Source organism: Mycobacterium leprae TN, from assembly GCF_000195855.1.
Taxonomy (GTDB): Bacteria; Actinomycetota; Actinomycetes; order Mycobacteriales; family Mycobacteriaceae; genus Mycobacterium; species Mycobacterium leprae.
Map to the genome: position 1 here is coordinate 3,097,964 of NC_002677.1, position 14,871 is coordinate 3,112,834.

The window sequence follows — 14,871 nt, forward strand, 5'->3', positions numbered from 1 at the left end:
AATGAGTGTGGTACACACTAGCCGGGTGCGTCACCAGACCTGGCGGGGGCTGGTGATGTTGGTGGCCGCGCTGTTGCTGAGCTCCTGTGGTTGGCGTGGAATTTCTAACGTCTCGATTCCGGGTGGTCCGGGCAGCGGCAAGGGAGCTTACACCATCTATGTGCAGGTGCCGGACACGCTGGCGATTAACGGCAACAGCAAGGTGATGGTTGCCGACGTCACAGTTGGCTCGATACGCGCCATCAACTTGAAGAACTGGGTGGCCACCCTGACTCTGGGTTTAAACAAGGACGTCCAGCTACCGAAGAACACCACCGCCAAGATCGGACAGACCAGTTTGTTGGGCTCTCAGCATGTGGAGTTGGCCGCGCCGGCAAACCCGTCACTGGAATTACTCAAGAATGGTGACACCATCCCGCTGAAAAATTCGTCGGTGTTCCCCACCACCGAGCAAACATTAGCCAGTCTCTCCTTGATCTTGCGCGGAGGTGGTATTCCGAACCTGGAAACGCTAACAAACGAGGTTTTCAATATATTCCACGGGCGAGCCGACCAGATCCATGCCTTCTTAACAAAGCTAGATACCTTTGCTAGTCAGCTCAACCAGCAACGCGATGACATCACCCACGCTATCGACTCGACCAACCGACTGCTGACCTATGTGGGTGGCCGCTCGGATGTCCTCGATCAAATACTGACCGACATCCCGCCGTTGATCAAGCATTTCGCCGACACCAAAAACTTGCTCATAAACGCTGTTGGTTCGGTTGGACAGCTCAGCCAGGCCGTCGATCAGTACTTGTCGGAGGCACGTGGTCCTCTGCACACCGACTTGCAAGCGTTGGCATGTCCACTGCGAGAACTCGGCCGTGGCGCGCCGTATTTCATCGGCGCGATGAAGTTGATCCTGACCCAGCCGTACGACGTCGACACGGTTCCGAAGATAATGAGGGGCGACTACCAAAATGTGTCGCTGACATTAGACGTCACTTACAGCGCCATGGACAATGCGGTTCTTACCGGTACCGGATTGTCTGGGGCTCTCCGTGCCCTCGAGCAATCCTTTGGTCGCGATCCTGAAACGATGATCCCCGACGTTCGCTACACGACGAACCCCAATGACGCACCCGGCGGACCGTTGGTGGAAAGGGCCGATAGGCGATGCTGACTCCCCTCATCAGACGGCAACTGGTCCTGTTCGCCATCCTGACCGTCATTTCGTTGACTGTCCTGGGCGTGTATTACTTGCAGATTCCAAGTTTGGTGGGTATCGGTCGGTATTCGCTGAAGGCGGAGTTGTCCGCAACAGGCGGGCTGTATCCGACGGCCAACGTGACCTACCGCGGCATAGCTATCGGCAAAGTCACCGATGTCGAGCCGACCGCAACGGGTGCCGAAGCGACAATGAGTATCGACAGTCGCTATAAGATCCCGATTGATTCGGCAGCGAATGTGCACTCGGTTTCGGCGGTTGGTGAACAGTACCTGGACCTGGTGTCGAGCGGGAACCCCGGCAAGTACTTGGCACCCGGACAAACCATCACCAAGAGCAAAATACCCATTGAGATCGGGCCGGCACTGGACTCCGTTAACCGAGGGCTTGCCGCGTTGCCGAAGGAAAAGATCGGCTCGCTACTCGACGAGACAGCGCAAGCAGTCGGTGGGTTGGGTCCGGCTCTGCAACGGTTAGTTAGTTCCACTCAGGCGATTGTTGACGCTTTTAAGACCAACATCACCGACGTCAACGACATCATCCAAAACTCTGGGCCGATCCTGGATAGCCAAGTCAAATCCGACAATGCGATTGAGCGTTGGGTGCACAACCTGAATGTCCTGGCAGCGCAGTCCGCACGACAAGATCAGCATTTGAAAAGTATTCTGTCCCAAGCGGCGCCGACCGCCGATGAGGTCAACACGGTATTTAGTGACGTACGAGATTCACTTCCACAGACGCTGGCGAACTTCGAAATCCTGATCGACATGCTCAAGCGCTACCACCATGGTGTGGAGCAAATGCTGGTGTTTCTGCCGCAGGGGGCTTCAATTGCGCAGACGGCGTCAGCGACGTTCCCGAATATGGCCGCGCTTGATCTGGCGTTGTCGATCAACCAGCCGCCGCCTTGTCTAACTGGCTTCATTCCAGCAGCGGAGTGGCGCTCGCCGGCGGACACCAGCCTGCAGCCGTTGCCGGTCGGTACGTACTGCAAGATCCCGATGGACACGCCGGCTAACAGCGTGCGCGGATCGCGAAACATTCCGTGCGTCGATGTCCCCGGCAAGCGGGCTGCCTCGCCACGGGAATGCCGCGACTCTAAACCGTATGTTCCGCTAGGGACCAATCCCTGGTTCGGCGACCCGAACCAGCTCCTAACCTGTCCGGCGCCCGGCGCCCGCTGCGATCAGCCGGTCAAGCCAGGCTTGGTGATTCCGGCGCCGACGGTTGACAACGGCCTGAACCCGGCGCCCGCTGACCGGCTGCCGGGGACACCACCGCCGGTTAGCGACCCTTTGTCGCAGCCACGATCCGGTAGCGTACAGTGCAACGGACAGCAACCCAACACGTGTGTCTACACTCCGAGTGGGCCTCCTTCGGCTGTGTACAGTCCCCAAAGCGGTGAACTGGTAGGGCCCGACGGAGTGGCATATGCTGTCGAAAACTCGACTAAAACAGGAGATGACGGATGGAAGGAGATGCTGGCACCAGCTGGCTGAACCTCCACCGATGTTGATGCTTCGTCGTTTGCAAATACTTTCCCGGAGATCCGGGCAGAAAATTCGACAGGACTCCCAGCTCGGGGCCGGCCAAGCCGGCCCGAGCTGACCCTCGAAGAGGGCATCGAAGAGTTGCCAGAATCGCAAGTGGCAGCCGACGATTCCGGTGTCACGCTCAACCGGTCGCGTCTGGGTCGCGGGTGGCTTACTGGTATCGCTGTAGCGCTTCTCCTGGCCGGCTGCGGCATAGGGACCGGCGGCTACTGCATGCTACGTTACCACCAGGACAGCCAAGCGATGGCACGCAACGACAACGCTGCGCTGAAAACGGCGCTGGATTGTGTTGCGGCAACGCAGGCTCCGGACACCAATACGATGGCGGCGAGTGAACAGAAAATCATCGACTGCGGTACTGATGCTTTCCACGCCCAAGCTTTGCTGTACACAAACATGCTCGTTCAAGCGTATCAGGCTGCGAACGTACACGTTCAGGTGTCCGATATGAGAGCAGCGGTTGAGCGCCACAACAACGACGGTTCCATCGATGTGCTCGTGGCACTTCGCGTCAAGTTGTCTAACGATCGTGCGCACAACCAAGAAACCGGTTATCGCCTGCGGGTGAAAATGGCTCTCGCTGAGGGCCAGTACAAGATTTCCAAGCTAGACCAGGTGACCAAGTGACAGTGGTGGTCGCGAAGAGTCAGACCGCCGCGGTCATCCCGGAGCCATTGTCGAATCGCCTGGCGCCATGGCATCTTCGGTTGGTTGCATTAGCTGTTGATGTTCTGCCGGGTCTCGTTGCGGTGTCAACGATGACGTTGGTCGTTTTCACTGTCCCACTGCGCAGCGCGTGGTGGTGGTTGTGTATGGCAGTTGGCGGCATCGTTATCCTGTCGATGTTGGTCAACCGGTTGCTATTGCCGACAATCATCGGTTGGAGCTTGGGACGTGCCCTGTGTGGCATCTCGGTGATAATGCGCGACGGGGTAGCCATCGGGCCGTGGCGGCTGTTGCTGCGGGATCTGACTCACCTGCTCGACACGGCCGCGGTGTTCGCGGGCTGGCTCTGGCCACTGTGGGATTCACGCCGTCGCACCTTTGCTGATATACTGTTGCGGACCGAAGTGCGTTGTGTCCAAGCGGTCGAGCGACAGCGCACCATACGGTGGTGGGCCTCAGTGGCACTGCTGACCGCGGCAGGTGTGTCCTTGGGTGGTGCATCAGTGAGCTGGGCGGTGGTGTACTCACACGATCGGGCGATCGACCAAACTCGCTCCGAAATTGCGATTCAGGGGCCGAAGATGGTCGCGCAGATGCTGACCTACAATCCAAAGTCACTACGCGACGATTTCACACACGCCCAATCCCTGGCTAGTGACAAATATCGGCGCCAGCTGGCCGCGCAACAGGACGTAGTGAAGAAGGGGCACCCAGTCATCAACGAGTATTGGCCGACAGCTGGTGCGATACAGTCGGCCACGCGGGACCGTGCGACGATGCTGTTGTTTATGCAAGGCCGGCGCGGCGCGGCGCCCGGCGAACGCTACATCAGTGCAACCGTTCGGGTGAGTTTCGCTAAAGGCGAGCATAACCATTGGCTCGTTGACGACCTCACCGTGTTGACCAAACCGAAAACGACCGGTAATGGAAGATGAGTCCCCGCCGCAAGTTTCAAGCCGGCGAGGGATTACTGCTTGTCTCGCACACGGTGGCGTCGCAGCGACGATGGGGGTTACCGCTTGCTGCTACGTTTGCCGCGTTGGTCATGGTAGCGGCAATCACGGCATCCACCTTGATGTCGATCTCCCATGCATCCCGTGAACTTGCTGTGGCAAAAGACCAGCAGGTGCTCAGCTACGTGAAATGGTTCATGACGCAGTTCACGACCCTTGATCCGTATCACGCTAATGACTATGTAGCGCGGATATTGGCGCAAGCGACCGGTGACTTCGCTAAGCAGTACAACGAGAAGGTGAACGAGATCCTCCTCCAGGTCGCTCAAGCTGAACCTGCCACTGGCACCGTGCTCGACGCCGGTGTGGAAAGGTGGAACGACGATGGCAGCGCCAATGTGTTGGTGGCCACTGAAGTCACCTCCAAGTATCCGGATGAAAAACAGGTGTTAGAGAACACAAATCGTTGGACAGCAACCGCGACTCGGGAAGGCAATCAGTGGAAGATCAGCAACCTGTTGCAGGTGATCTGACCTCCGGAGCTGGAATCTCCTCCAAGGAGATCGCTTGTCCGGCAGTAGAACAGGCAGACGGTTACATTGAGAACAAAGAGGAGACACTTGTGGCAGCCGCTGAAGGCGGTGGTTCCTGGAGGAATCGACGAGCCGGTCAGAGGACGGCTATCGCCGTCGTGGTTGCCGCGGTGCTATTCGTTGGTTCCGCAGCGTTTGCGGGCGCGGCCGTGCAGCCCTACCTGGCTGATCGCGCTACCGTCGCAGTCAAGCTCGAAGTGGCGCGGACAGCGGCTAACGCGATCACGGTTCTGTGGACTTATACCCCGGAGAACATGGACACTCTAGCTGACCGTGCGGCGACCTACCTCAGCGGCGATTTTGGGGCCCAGTACCGCAAATTCGTCGATGCTATCGTCGGCCCCAACAAACAGGCCAAGATAACCAACAGCACTGAAGTCACTGGCGTGGCAGTCGAATCGCTGGATGCTTCGAATGCCATCGCTATTGTGTATACCAACACCACATCCACCAGCCCGCTGACCAAAAACATTCCGGCACTTAAATATCTGTCCTACCGGTTGTTTATGAAACGTAGTGCTGTCCGCTGGTTGGTGACCAGAATGACGACCATCACTTCACTGGATTTGACGCCGCAGCTATAGCAGTCACGCTGCCCGGAAAAGCAGTACAGCTGAAGATGGCTGTGGCTATTTGACGACTAGTCGAATACGTTACAGCTAGGAAGCGCTCGCTCGTGCGAGTCGCATAGCAGCATCTATTGGGTGGAGCATGATCACTTTGGTGAACTGACGCCGGCCCACATACCCCAGCCTCTGATCATAGCACAACGGCTTATGAGCTATTGCCGTCGAGCAAGACTGCAGTATCTGCCGCCAAGGTCAGGAAACAGGTCCTGCATATTGTCTAGCGGGTAGTTGCCGCTCTCGAATATGTACTATTTCGTCTTTTTGCTTTGCGTAGGCAAGAGCCGTTCGCACCACATTGGAGCCAACCGGCATTATCAGGAGACAACAGTCCGACCCCGGCGCATGGCGACGAACTTTTCGTTCTTATTGAATTAGGTGCTTGGAGCACTGGGGTGGTGACATCATAGTCGTTCTTGACGCTGGGCCCCACCGCATACGGCGCACCACACTATGGCAGGATCATTATTGTCAGCGCGTTCCAGCTCTCACTCCAAACCGACCGGGCTGTGAGTCGTTGTGTCCACGAAGGGGGCACCTAACGGTGAACTCTGCTAGCTAGTCTGTATGCCGTGGAACAGCACCTCTGCGGGTGTACGTAGAAAAAAATTGGCGGTAATCGAGAATGTCGGTTGCCTCATTCGCCTACCACGCCTGCAGGAGTCGCTCGTTAGTGCGGCTCCAAGGGTTGGTTTCGCAGCGCCTCTGGCTACCTTGTTGTGTATCTACCAGTCGGTGAGATGAAAGCCCGCTACACCGAATTCTTGATGATAATCAAGTGGACCACCATTGTTCATCTCGTGCCAGCCACCACCGGCGTTGAGCATCGGTGTGGGGTAACCGGAGCCGGAAACTGTAAACCTAGAGGTACGAGCTTTGTGTTGTTGATGGCGTTGGAGCTCATCTCGTGCTCGTCTGCAGTCTGCATGATAAGTTATCCTAGAGTGTTGGTCAGGGCCACGAAAGCAAGTATGTGCGGATGCCGCATCATCGACTTGTCATGCGTCAGTTGGAGTGAGCACGATAATTTTTTCGGCCCTGATGCGAATACGACATACACAACATCAGGCACACAAGTCGCACTGTATAGTTTTAAATAACAGGCAGATGACACTTCGGCTGCGTTGGAATTACGTTTGGTCGCTTGCCACTTTTGTTTGGTCTTAAGCGCGCTTGGTGTTGCGCTTGGTGCCATTCGGCGATCGCCATCCCGACTGCCCCTGGAATCCGGTGGCAGCCCCCACGGTCGTAGATGCGCGTAACGACACCACCCAACAACAGCCCAATGGCCATGCCTAGAGCCGTCATGAACAATGCTTGCGACATACCGGAATCCGCATGACCCTTGAGATACAGCAGCGACCGAACGCCAAGAAACAACTGGTGCAGCGGCTCGAATTCAGACAGCCAGCGAAAGAACGGCGGTACCGCCTCCAGCGGAACCGTGGCGCCTGCCGACGGTAATCCGAGAATCATGAAGATAAACATGCTGACCAGCAGACCCATCGAGCCCAGCCCCGCGATCAGCGAGCTGGACGTGATACCCACCGCGCTGATTGCAAATACCCCGTAGAGCCACAATTGCCAGCCGAGCGGAATGGGCATGCCAAGTCCGTGGGCGATGGCCAAGTAGACCGCCGATGTGATCAGGGCCAGCACCACCATCAGACCCCATTTTACTACCAGTGTGTGGAAGCGAGAGATATTGATCTGCTCGGCGTAGTGATACACCGGTCCAACCTCGGTCGGTATGTAGCCAAGCATTGAGTCTACCAGCGTGCTGACCACAATGCTGCCGGTAAAACCTGTTAGCAGCAGCAAAAGGGCGTAGTAGAAAGCCGATAGGCCGTTGCCAGTGCCATTTGGCAACGGGTTGTAAATGGCTAATTTGATATCGATTGGACTGGTCAGACCTAGTGCCGCCGCTCCGGTCAGGTGTGCCCCGCCGGTTTGAGCTGCTACCTCAGCTGTAAGTCGTTGGCCCGCTTTGCTATTCACCATAGTAATCGCCTGGGTAAGAGTCTGTCCGGCGATACTAGATCCCAGCGCGCCTGCACGTGGGTTGGTTGAGACCATGATTACCGGCCTATCTGCATGGGTGGGCAGAACCGCGCTGGTCCCGAAATCCCGCAGCTGAGATGAAAAGCTCGGCGGTATGACCGCCGAGCCATACACCCCAGCGCTGTCCAGCAGCTGCTGTGCTTCTCGACAGGAAACCACGCGGACGTCGAACTTGTTCTTATCCAATCCGGCTAGCAGGCCCTCGACAATCTGTGCACCCGCTGGCCCGGCATCCTCATTCACCACAGCGAGGGGGAAATGCTGCAGGTTGGTTGTCGGATTCAAGATTCCGCCCAGATACAGCGCAGCCAGTGCCGACATGAGCGACAACGTGATGACGATCGGTGACGCCCAGAACCGCACAGTCCGTATCGCTTTTGCATCACGGGTAGGTGCGAACGGGGCGTGTCGTGGCTGCGGTTGAGACATGCGGGCTCCTGTCTGTAGTGCCCTAACTCTATGTTGCCGGCATTGCCACACCTAAAGATGGTGTGGCAAGCTTTTGTCGCCTAACTGTGCATGGCCTCTCCGAGATCACCACCTATCACGACGCGTTACCCGTCGCTCGTCGGCGCCGGTAAACCGGTCTGCGTCGCCCTTCTCTAGGTCGCCAAAACCTTCCGGGGTGATTCGGCCGTGCTGGAGGTATTTGAGCTGCGGGTAGGGGCCTCCGACCGGCGCACCGCGTCGCCAGGCAATAGTTGACCGCTGTGCAGCGCCGCGTTGCGACTGTTCGGGGAAATGGCGGCATCAAGCCCGGGTATACCCCGAAGCATGCGCTCTTCAGGTTGCAGCTCAACAATTCCTCGTCAATTTCGTGCTGCTGGTAGTTGGGTGAGTGGACGGTCTCATCGAGGGTGACTTATATCTGCGCAAAAAAACTGACTTCGTTGCAGAATCGTTCTTCTTCGAATACAGAAGTCCAAGGGTCGCCTGCCTTACCGGTGGAATCCTAGTTGCGTTAATTCACCTTGCAATACTCAGATGGTGATCTCCATGCTGCGGTGTGAGTGCGTATTCAGACCAGTACCCTATACCACTAGGCCGTCGTTGTTCACCAACAAGAGCCCATGGTGGGTATTGTCCGGATTGTAGTGGCGGCCAAACGAGGACGAACTCCCGGAATTGAATCAAGGTGTCGTGGTGACGGTGGATCGCGCCCAGCAGCAACCAGCAGTACATAAAATTTCATGTCGCAGAATCTGTTTAGAACCCATAGGTGACCGAATGCAATGCAACACACAGAGTTACCTGGAGCTGGCCAGCTCGAATTTCACAAACAAGATGTCGTCAAGAAACGTCACTACATTACCGCCACCGTGTTTAGAGCACGTGCAAACTTTACGGGGTGGAGTACCTCACTTGCCCACATATACATTGCTGTGGCCGGCTGACTGTTAATGGACGACAGTAGCGGTCATATATCATCAGGGTATTCAGCGAGGCATTGCTGGTGAATCAATGCGCCGCTTCTTGTGACCCTTCATACCAACCGGCGGTCGACGGATACGGAAGCTACGGACGAGACGGTTACGGAGCACTGGGAAGCGTGGTCGCCATACATTTCGGCAACGGCCGTTGCTGACGGCCTACCCGGGGAGCTCAGTCAGGTGTTGGTGGAGCTGCGATACAGCCAGGTAGGTATCGACGATTTGCCTTCGAAAGGGGCGTAGCCTTTCCAGGCCTGTGGAAATGTCTGCTGTACCAAGTTCTCTGTATCGTGCAAAGACCAGGGCGCCTGCCGACAGCTGCGTTTCAAGCAGTTGGCTTCGTTAGGGCTCCACTACGGGTGGCGAAATTTCTTTAGTTGACGGTTGGCGCGTTCGGCATCAGAATTATCGGCGAAAAAACTCACCAACCCGCAAATTTACGCATGCTGTCTGACGTCTCATCCGGGCAGCCGCTACGCTGCCCTTAATGACTATCACTCGCACTGAGCGGAATTTTTACGGCGTCGGCGGCGTACGGATTGTCTATGACGTATGGATGCCGGACACGCGCCCGCGAGCGGTGATTATACTGGCCCACGGTTTCGGCGAGCATGCCCGCCGCTACGACCATGTCGCCCATTACTTTGCCGCAGCGGGGTTGGCCACCTACGCGCTTGACCTCCGCGGACATGGACGTTCGGCCGGCAAACGAGTCCTGGTTCGAGATTTATCCGAGTACAACGCTGACTTCGACATCCTGGTCGGGATCGCCACCCGCGACCATCCTGGCCTCAAGCGCATCGTGGCGGGGCACAGTATGGGTGGGGCGATCGTATTCGCTTACGGTGTAGAACGTCCAGACAATTACGACTTGATGGTGCTATCGGGGCCAGCAGTGGCGGCCCAAGACATGGTGTCGCCGCTGCGCGCGGTGGTCGGCAAGGGGCTCGGACTCGTTGCACCCGGGCTGCCCGTACATCAGCTTGAGGTCGATGCCATATCTCGGAATCGCGCGGTGGTAGCAGCCTACAAAGACGACCCGTTGGTGTATCACGGCAAGGTCCCGGCTGGTGTTGGGCGCGTGATGTTGCAGGTCGGCGAAACTATGACCCGCCGGGCACCGGTGCTGACCACGCCGTTACTGGTAGTGCACGGTTCAGAGGACCGGCTTGTTCTGGTCGACGGTAGCCACCGTTTGGTCGAATGTGTGGGATCCACCGATGTCGAGTTGAAGGTCTACCCTGGATTATATCATGAGGTTTTCAATGAGCCGGAGCGTGACCAGGTGCTCGAGGATGTGGTTTGCTGGATCTTGAAAAGGCTCTAACCGACGTAGTGGCAGTCACGTACGCAGAAATTGTCATACCACTCCACGTAGTTTGATGTTATGACCGACAACAAAATGCTGGCCCGCATTGCCGCGTTGCTGCGTCAGGCTGAAGGCACTGACAATGCTCATGAAGCTGACGCGTTTATGGCCACCGCGCAACGGTTGGCGACCGCGGCATCTATCGACTTGGCGGTGGCGCGGTCGCATGTGGCCAACCGTTCGACTGCACAGGCCCCTACTCAGCGCACTATCACCATCGGTACAGCAGGCACCCGCGGGCTGCGGACGTATGTACAGCTCTTTGTGCTGATCGCGGCAGCAAACGACGTCCGCTGTGATGTGGCGTCGAATTCGACGTTCCTTTACGCTTACGGGTTCGCCGAGGACATCGACGCCACGCACGCCCTGTATGCCAGCCTGGTTGTCCAGATGGTGCGGGAGTCGGACGCCTATCTCGCATCGGGCGCGTATCGACCCACGCCGACAATCACCGCTAGACTCAACTTTCAGCTGGGGTTCGGAATGCGTGTAGGTCAGCGTCTGACCGAGGCTCGCGATCATATCCGGAGTGCTGTGACCGAAGCCTGGGATCGTCCGACTGCAACAGCTATAGCGTTGCGAGACAAGGAGATTGAGCTGATCGACTACTACCGCAGCGCGTCTAAGGCGCGCGGAACCTGGCAAGCCGCCAGAGCTTCGGCAGGCTATTCGTCGGCGGCGCGGAACGCGGGCGATCAGGCCGGCCGACGAGCCTGGATAGACAACAGCACTGAGCTGCCCGGAGCGCGGGCCGCGCTGGGTCGATGAATTTGTTGGATTCGGTGCGAGACGCTCAACGTTCCAAAGTTTATGCAGCTGAAGAATTCATCCGAACGTTGTTCGACCGTGCCGTCGAACATGGATCACCTGCGGTGGAATTCTTCGGTGCTCAGTTGAGCTTGCCACCGGAAGCACGGTTCGGTTCGGTTGCGGCAGTCCAACGTTACGTTGACGACGTGCTTGCTTTACAGGCGGTACGGCAGCGCTGGCCGAGAATGTTGCCTCTCACGGTGCGGGCGCGGCGAGCGGCCACCGCAGCGCACTACGAAAACCTTGACGGTGCAGGTGTTATCGCGGTTCCTGGTAACAACGCTGACTGGGCAATGCGCGAGCTGGTGGTTCTTCACGAAGTAGCGCACCACCTATGTAAGGATCCTCCGCCACATGGTCCGGAATTTGTCGCCACGATATGCGCACTGACCGAGCTGGTTATGGGACCAGAACTTGGGTACGTGTTTCGCGTCGTATATGCTAAAGAGGGTGTGCGTTAGGCGAATTCGATAGCGACCATGCGGTAGCGCGCGAGGTCGAAACCCAGCTGGCTGCCACACCGGGATTCTCACTGCTGATTAGGGTGGATGGGGGCCGGGGAACCACGATCGCGACGATGTTGTTGATGACGAGCATTCTGCTGACCGCTGGCTACGTGACTGTGATCTCTAAACTCGGCGTTCCGACGTTGATGATGAATGATACCGGGCTGGACGTTACCAATCCTGACTACTGCCGCGGTGAGATCGCTACCGCGCTAGCGGCCGGGCTGCCACTGTTTTGATCCTACCTTGGTCCGCGCCTCGGGTGACGTACGTGCTGGAAGGCATGCAGTCATAGGTTCAACGTACAACTCGCGGCCGTGATCAACATCGTGCGCGACCCGAGCAACCCTCCGAAATTTCGAATACCTTTCCTAATAAAAGCTTTGAGTGCTGCCATTGCCGCGGAGTCGATCAACGGCATACAGCATCAGTGGGGCTATCTCGACTATCAACCACTACTCGTTGAACTGCAACGAGACCAACCGACTTAGCTGTATGCGGTTATCGACACCGACGTTCACCGCGGATACGGTCTGGCGAGTCCTTAAATTAGAGATTGCCGTTGAGCGATAACAAGTAGTAGAGTGCCGACGGCGTACAACAAGGTCAACGGCGACTACGCTTCCAGCAACCTGATTTTACTCAATGACGTGTTGAAAAGCGGCAGGGTATATCGCAGTTGGGTTATCTCCGATTGGGGAGCAATACCGAACTGGGAGTCCGCACTTAATGGGTTCGACCAAGAATGCGCTGCCCAGCTCGACGCCGTGTTTTAGCACTCGGGCATTCACTCACCAGGTGCGAAACGCCTATGCCGACGGCAGGCTGTCCAAAAAACGGGTTGTCGGACATGGCACGATAGATTCGTGGTCGATGTTCGCTGTTGGGATATTGAATGCCACAGCTATGCTAATATAGCGAATCTGGTAGCGCATCACAAGATTGCCTTGTAGATCGCATGCCAGGGATTATTGTGCTGCTGAAGAACGACGGGGGCGCTGGCCGTTGAGTCTCTCGTGTCGTCGCGATCATAAGCCGGCTTTACACAGTTCAGTATGGTCCGCTGGCTGCAGTTCCGTGCCGTTGTCCCCCGCCGGGGGACAACGGCACGGAATTCCGATCGGTGGGCGAGGGCTGACGGTCTTCCTACGCAATCTCTAACTCCTGGCATCGAGTCCGTTCACTCGATAACAAAGCAATTCCCCCTACGGGCAAACACATCTCTAGATTGGCGAAACCCGGCATGTAACCATCAAGGCGGATCCGCACCTAGTGTCCCGCTACTTTACAGGCATCATTGCGACACCGCACGTGCAACGGTAGGGGGCACCCGACTTGGAGCAGTTACACTCAACCTCGATACGAACTCGACAGCCACAACCTTCGTGGCCACAGGTCAGCCAGGTCCCTGTCTCATAGCTTGTCATTTGTCCTGGCCTTAATCTGTGTTGGAGGGCTCGGTGAAGTCCCAAGTGATTGACCCCATTTGGGTTGTTCGGCAGGGCTATTACCCTTATTACCATTATATACCCTCAATGGGTAGCCGGTAAACAACAAATCTAAGGATAGATGTAACAGCGCAGACTGGCCGGGCGACCAGTTTATTTTCCAAGAAGTCCCTGCTCGGTTAGCGTGTTCAATGGGAGGCTAGCGGTTCGACCTCCCAGGACGTCGACAGGACTCAATGGCATCAGTGTGGTTGGTCACGATATCCGGTGATGTTGGTGACGTTACAAGCCACCATCGCGGTCAGGCTGCTCCCCTATGGTCATCTCCATCGCGTCAAGGCACGTTTTCGTAATTGCTGTTCGCTATCATGGGCGATGTCGCATTCTCAATATCGGTAACATCGGGTAGAGTCAGCAACATTTATCTGGCGCGTGGCTAAGGCCCGAATTACGGGTAGTGCCGCTGGCATACAAGCCAAAGAACGCTTAGGTCGCACAGGTTCAACCTGCGTCCGGCGGTGCTGACCAGGTGAAGGTAGCGCTTGGCGCGTTACCGATAAGCTAGTAGCGTCGTTCGCGCAGCATTTCGGCTTTCCGAAAACCGTGAGATCCAATTGCGGGGGGCTTCGTGAAGCCTTCGCCACCGGCGAGCACAACATCGCCTCGACCTAACGGTCAATAAGTAATTATACGGTCACAGGCAGGTTGATAATCACGCGGATGGTGAGAACGCTAGATCTGGAGTAGATTTAGGCATACACCCATGACCGTTGGGGTGAATACCAAGCTGACGAGTATCTTGAGTGAACCTTCACGCGAACGCATCACAGTTGAGTGCATCGATCATGTCGGCCCTACGACGAGACCGGCCAGTCTATCGCAAGCTCACCTCCGGTTCCCATATGCCGTTCTATCGCGCCACCTTCGATAGCCTCGTCATGGTAATGGGCCAGCACTACTGCACGGGAGCGACCGTGGTTACGCCGTGACAGCGATCGACCAATCGACTCCAGCGACGACGCACGGCCTTGCGGGCTGTCCATCCAATCCGCCAGCTCAGCAGCGGCGGCTTTCTTGCGTGAGGTTAAAAATGATGACACTACCAACGGAATCAAGGGGGCCGTAACTTGTTTTACTGCAAGCGCTTCCAGTGCAGCTTGCTTGAGCTGCAACGCCTCGTCGGTCATACCCGGCAGCTCGGGCTCAGACTCTCCAAAGTCGGCGACGTCGGTAATGATCTCGCCGCATTCGTCAAACCGCAGTACACGGCCTTCCAGCATGGCTGTCTCGGTTGTGGCCGCCGCTGGCACAGGAGACTCTGGTTGCCGCTCAGGTTCGATGACATCCCTCGGCAACACCTCACGCACCACCAGGTGCGCGTTGGCACCGCCAAAACCGAAGCTCGACACCCCGGCGAGCGCGTAACCGCCGTAGCGCGGCCAGTCGGTCGCCGTGTCGATAACCTTCAGGCGCATCGCATCGAAGTCGCTTGTTGTGTAGCCGCTACCCCTAACGACGCGAAACCCAGTTAGAGAACCTGATCAGAGCGTATGTGCTCTGGAATAAATGGATGGTAGCGGAAACGGCGACGTGGCCGCGAACCGCAAAGGGCATCTGCCGATGCTTAACAGAACGGGGTGCGC

13 protein-coding genes and 2 pseudogenes are annotated in these 14,871 nt (G+C 57.0%); 11 read left to right on the forward strand and 4 right to left on the reverse strand.

Annotation, left to right across the window (positions count from 1 at the left end):
• Window position 1: 1 nt before the first annotated feature.
• Genes ML_RS13260 through ML_RS13285 form a run of 6 tightly spaced genes read left to right on the forward strand, consistent with a single transcriptional unit; the run spans window position 2 to window position 5,562 of the window.
• The gene (locus ML_RS13260; protein ID WP_041323508.1) at window positions 2-1,168 is read left to right on the forward strand and encodes a virulence factor Mce family protein; all 1,167 of its coding nucleotides are present in this window, start codon (window positions 2-4) and stop codon (window positions 1,166-1,168) included.
• Window positions 1,162-2,712, forward strand: coding sequence for a virulence factor Mce family protein (locus tag ML_RS13265; protein WP_010908980.1), 1,551 nt, complete (start codon window positions 1,162-1,164; stop codon window positions 2,710-2,712). The genes ML_RS13260 and ML_RS13265 overlap by 7 nt, the downstream gene beginning before the upstream one ends.
• A 48-nt stretch (window positions 2,713-2,760) precedes the next feature.
• Window positions 2,761-3,393, forward strand: a complete 633-nt coding sequence (locus tag ML_RS13270; RefSeq protein ID WP_414085574.1) for an Mce protein — start codon at window positions 2,761-2,763, stop codon at window positions 3,391-3,393.
• Window positions 3,390-4,367 (forward strand): RDD family protein, encoded by a 978-nt coding sequence (locus tag ML_RS13275; protein ID WP_010908982.1) that lies wholly within the window; start codon window positions 3,390-3,392, stop codon window positions 4,365-4,367. Before ML_RS13270 ends, ML_RS13275 begins: the two co-directional genes overlap by 4 nt.
• Window positions 4,364-4,918, forward strand: a complete 555-nt coding sequence (locus ML_RS13280) for a hypothetical protein (protein ID WP_010908983.1) — start codon at window positions 4,364-4,366, stop codon at window positions 4,916-4,918. The genes ML_RS13275 and ML_RS13280 overlap by 4 nt, the downstream gene beginning before the upstream one ends.
• A complete protein-coding gene (locus ML_RS13285) occupies window positions 4,885-5,562 on the forward strand; it encodes a mammalian cell entry protein (RefSeq protein ID WP_306455882.1) in 678 nt (225 codons plus the stop codon). The genes ML_RS13280 and ML_RS13285 overlap by 34 nt, the downstream gene beginning before the upstream one ends.
• Before the next feature lie 1,134 nt (window positions 5,563-6,696).
• On the opposite strand, the gene ML_RS13290 is transcribed toward ML_RS13285, so the two are convergent.
• Both ML_RS13290 and ML_RS13295 read right to left on the reverse strand, forming a co-directional pair.
• Complete coding sequence (locus ML_RS13290) at window positions 6,697-8,094, reverse strand: YhgE/Pip domain-containing protein (RefSeq protein ID WP_010908985.1); 1,398 nt, start codon at window positions 8,092-8,094, stop codon at window positions 6,697-6,699.
• A gap of 1,180 nt (window positions 8,095-9,274) precedes the next feature.
• Window positions 9,275-9,394 (reverse strand): annotated as a pseudogene (locus tag ML_RS13295) (RNA polymerase subunit sigma-70); the annotation flags it as partial.
• 188 nt (window positions 9,395-9,582) lie between these two features.
• Between ML_RS13295 and ML_RS13300 the strand changes: the two are divergent.
• From ML_RS13300 to ML_RS13320, 5 genes are all read left to right on the forward strand, one after another.
• Window positions 9,583-10,422, forward strand: a complete 840-nt coding sequence (locus tag ML_RS13300) for an alpha/beta hydrolase (protein WP_010908986.1) — start codon at window positions 9,583-9,585, stop codon at window positions 10,420-10,422.
• A 60-nt stretch (window positions 10,423-10,482) separates the two neighbouring features.
• Window positions 10,483-11,232, forward strand: coding sequence for a DUF2786 domain-containing protein (locus tag ML_RS13305; protein WP_010908987.1), 750 nt, complete (start codon window positions 10,483-10,485; stop codon window positions 11,230-11,232).
• Window positions 11,229-11,735, forward strand: a complete 507-nt coding sequence (locus tag ML_RS13310; protein WP_010908988.1) for a TIGR04338 family metallohydrolase — start codon at window positions 11,229-11,231, stop codon at window positions 11,733-11,735. The genes ML_RS13305 and ML_RS13310 overlap by 4 nt, the downstream gene beginning before the upstream one ends.
• Before the next feature lie 125 nt (window positions 11,736-11,860).
• The gene (locus ML_RS13315) at window positions 11,861-12,019 is read left to right on the forward strand and encodes a hypothetical protein (protein WP_156517114.1); all 159 of its coding nucleotides are present in this window, start codon (window positions 11,861-11,863) and stop codon (window positions 12,017-12,019) included.
• 345 nt (window positions 12,020-12,364) lie between these two features.
• Window positions 12,365-12,556: a hypothetical protein gene (locus tag ML_RS13320; RefSeq protein ID WP_049769916.1), complete on the forward strand. Its 192-nt coding sequence runs from the start codon at window positions 12,365-12,367 to the stop codon at window positions 12,554-12,556.
• Between the two features lie 504 nt (window positions 12,557-13,060).
• Here ML_RS13320 and mymT read toward each other — a convergent pair.
• Both mymT and ML_RS13325 read right to left on the reverse strand, forming a co-directional pair.
• The gene (gene mymT / locus ML_RS17020; RefSeq protein WP_081439386.1) at window positions 13,061-13,207 is read right to left on the reverse strand and encodes a copper-binding metallothionein MymT; all 147 of its coding nucleotides are present in this window, start codon (window positions 13,205-13,207) and stop codon (window positions 13,061-13,063) included.
• Window positions 13,208-14,085: 878 nt separating this feature from the next.
• Window positions 14,086-14,715, reverse strand: a pseudogene (locus ML_RS13325) (ketoacyl-synthetase C-terminal extension domain-containing protein); the annotation flags it as partial.
• Between the last annotated feature and the right edge of the window lie 156 nt (window positions 14,716-14,871).

Coding starts and splice junctions, on each gene's coding strand:
- ML_RS13260 (WP_041323508.1), top strand. CDS start 2: ATGAGTGTGGTACACACTAGCCGGGTGCGTCACCAGACCTGGCGGGGG.
- ML_RS13265 (WP_010908980.1), top strand. CDS start 1,162: ATGCTGACTCCCCTCATCAGACGGCAACTGGTCCTGTTCGCCATCCTG.
- ML_RS13280 (WP_010908983.1), top strand. CDS start 4,364: ATGAGTCCCCGCCGCAAGTTTCAAGCCGGCGAGGGATTACTGCTTGTC.
- ML_RS13290 (WP_010908985.1), bottom strand. CDS start 8,094: ATGTCTCAACCGCAGCCACGACACGCCCCGTTCGCACCTACCCGTGAT.
- ML_RS13300 (WP_010908986.1), top strand. CDS start 9,583: ATGACTATCACTCGCACTGAGCGGAATTTTTACGGCGTCGGCGGCGTA.
- ML_RS13305 (WP_010908987.1), top strand. CDS start 10,483: ATGACCGACAACAAAATGCTGGCCCGCATTGCCGCGTTGCTGCGTCAG.
- ML_RS13310 (WP_010908988.1), top strand. CDS start 11,229: ATGAATTTGTTGGATTCGGTGCGAGACGCTCAACGTTCCAAAGTTTAT.
- ML_RS13315 (WP_156517114.1), top strand. CDS start 11,861: ATGACGAGCATTCTGCTGACCGCTGGCTACGTGACTGTGATCTCTAAA.
- mymT (WP_081439386.1), bottom strand. CDS start 13,207: ATGACAAGCTATGAGACAGGGACCTGGCTGACCTGTGGCCACGAAGGT.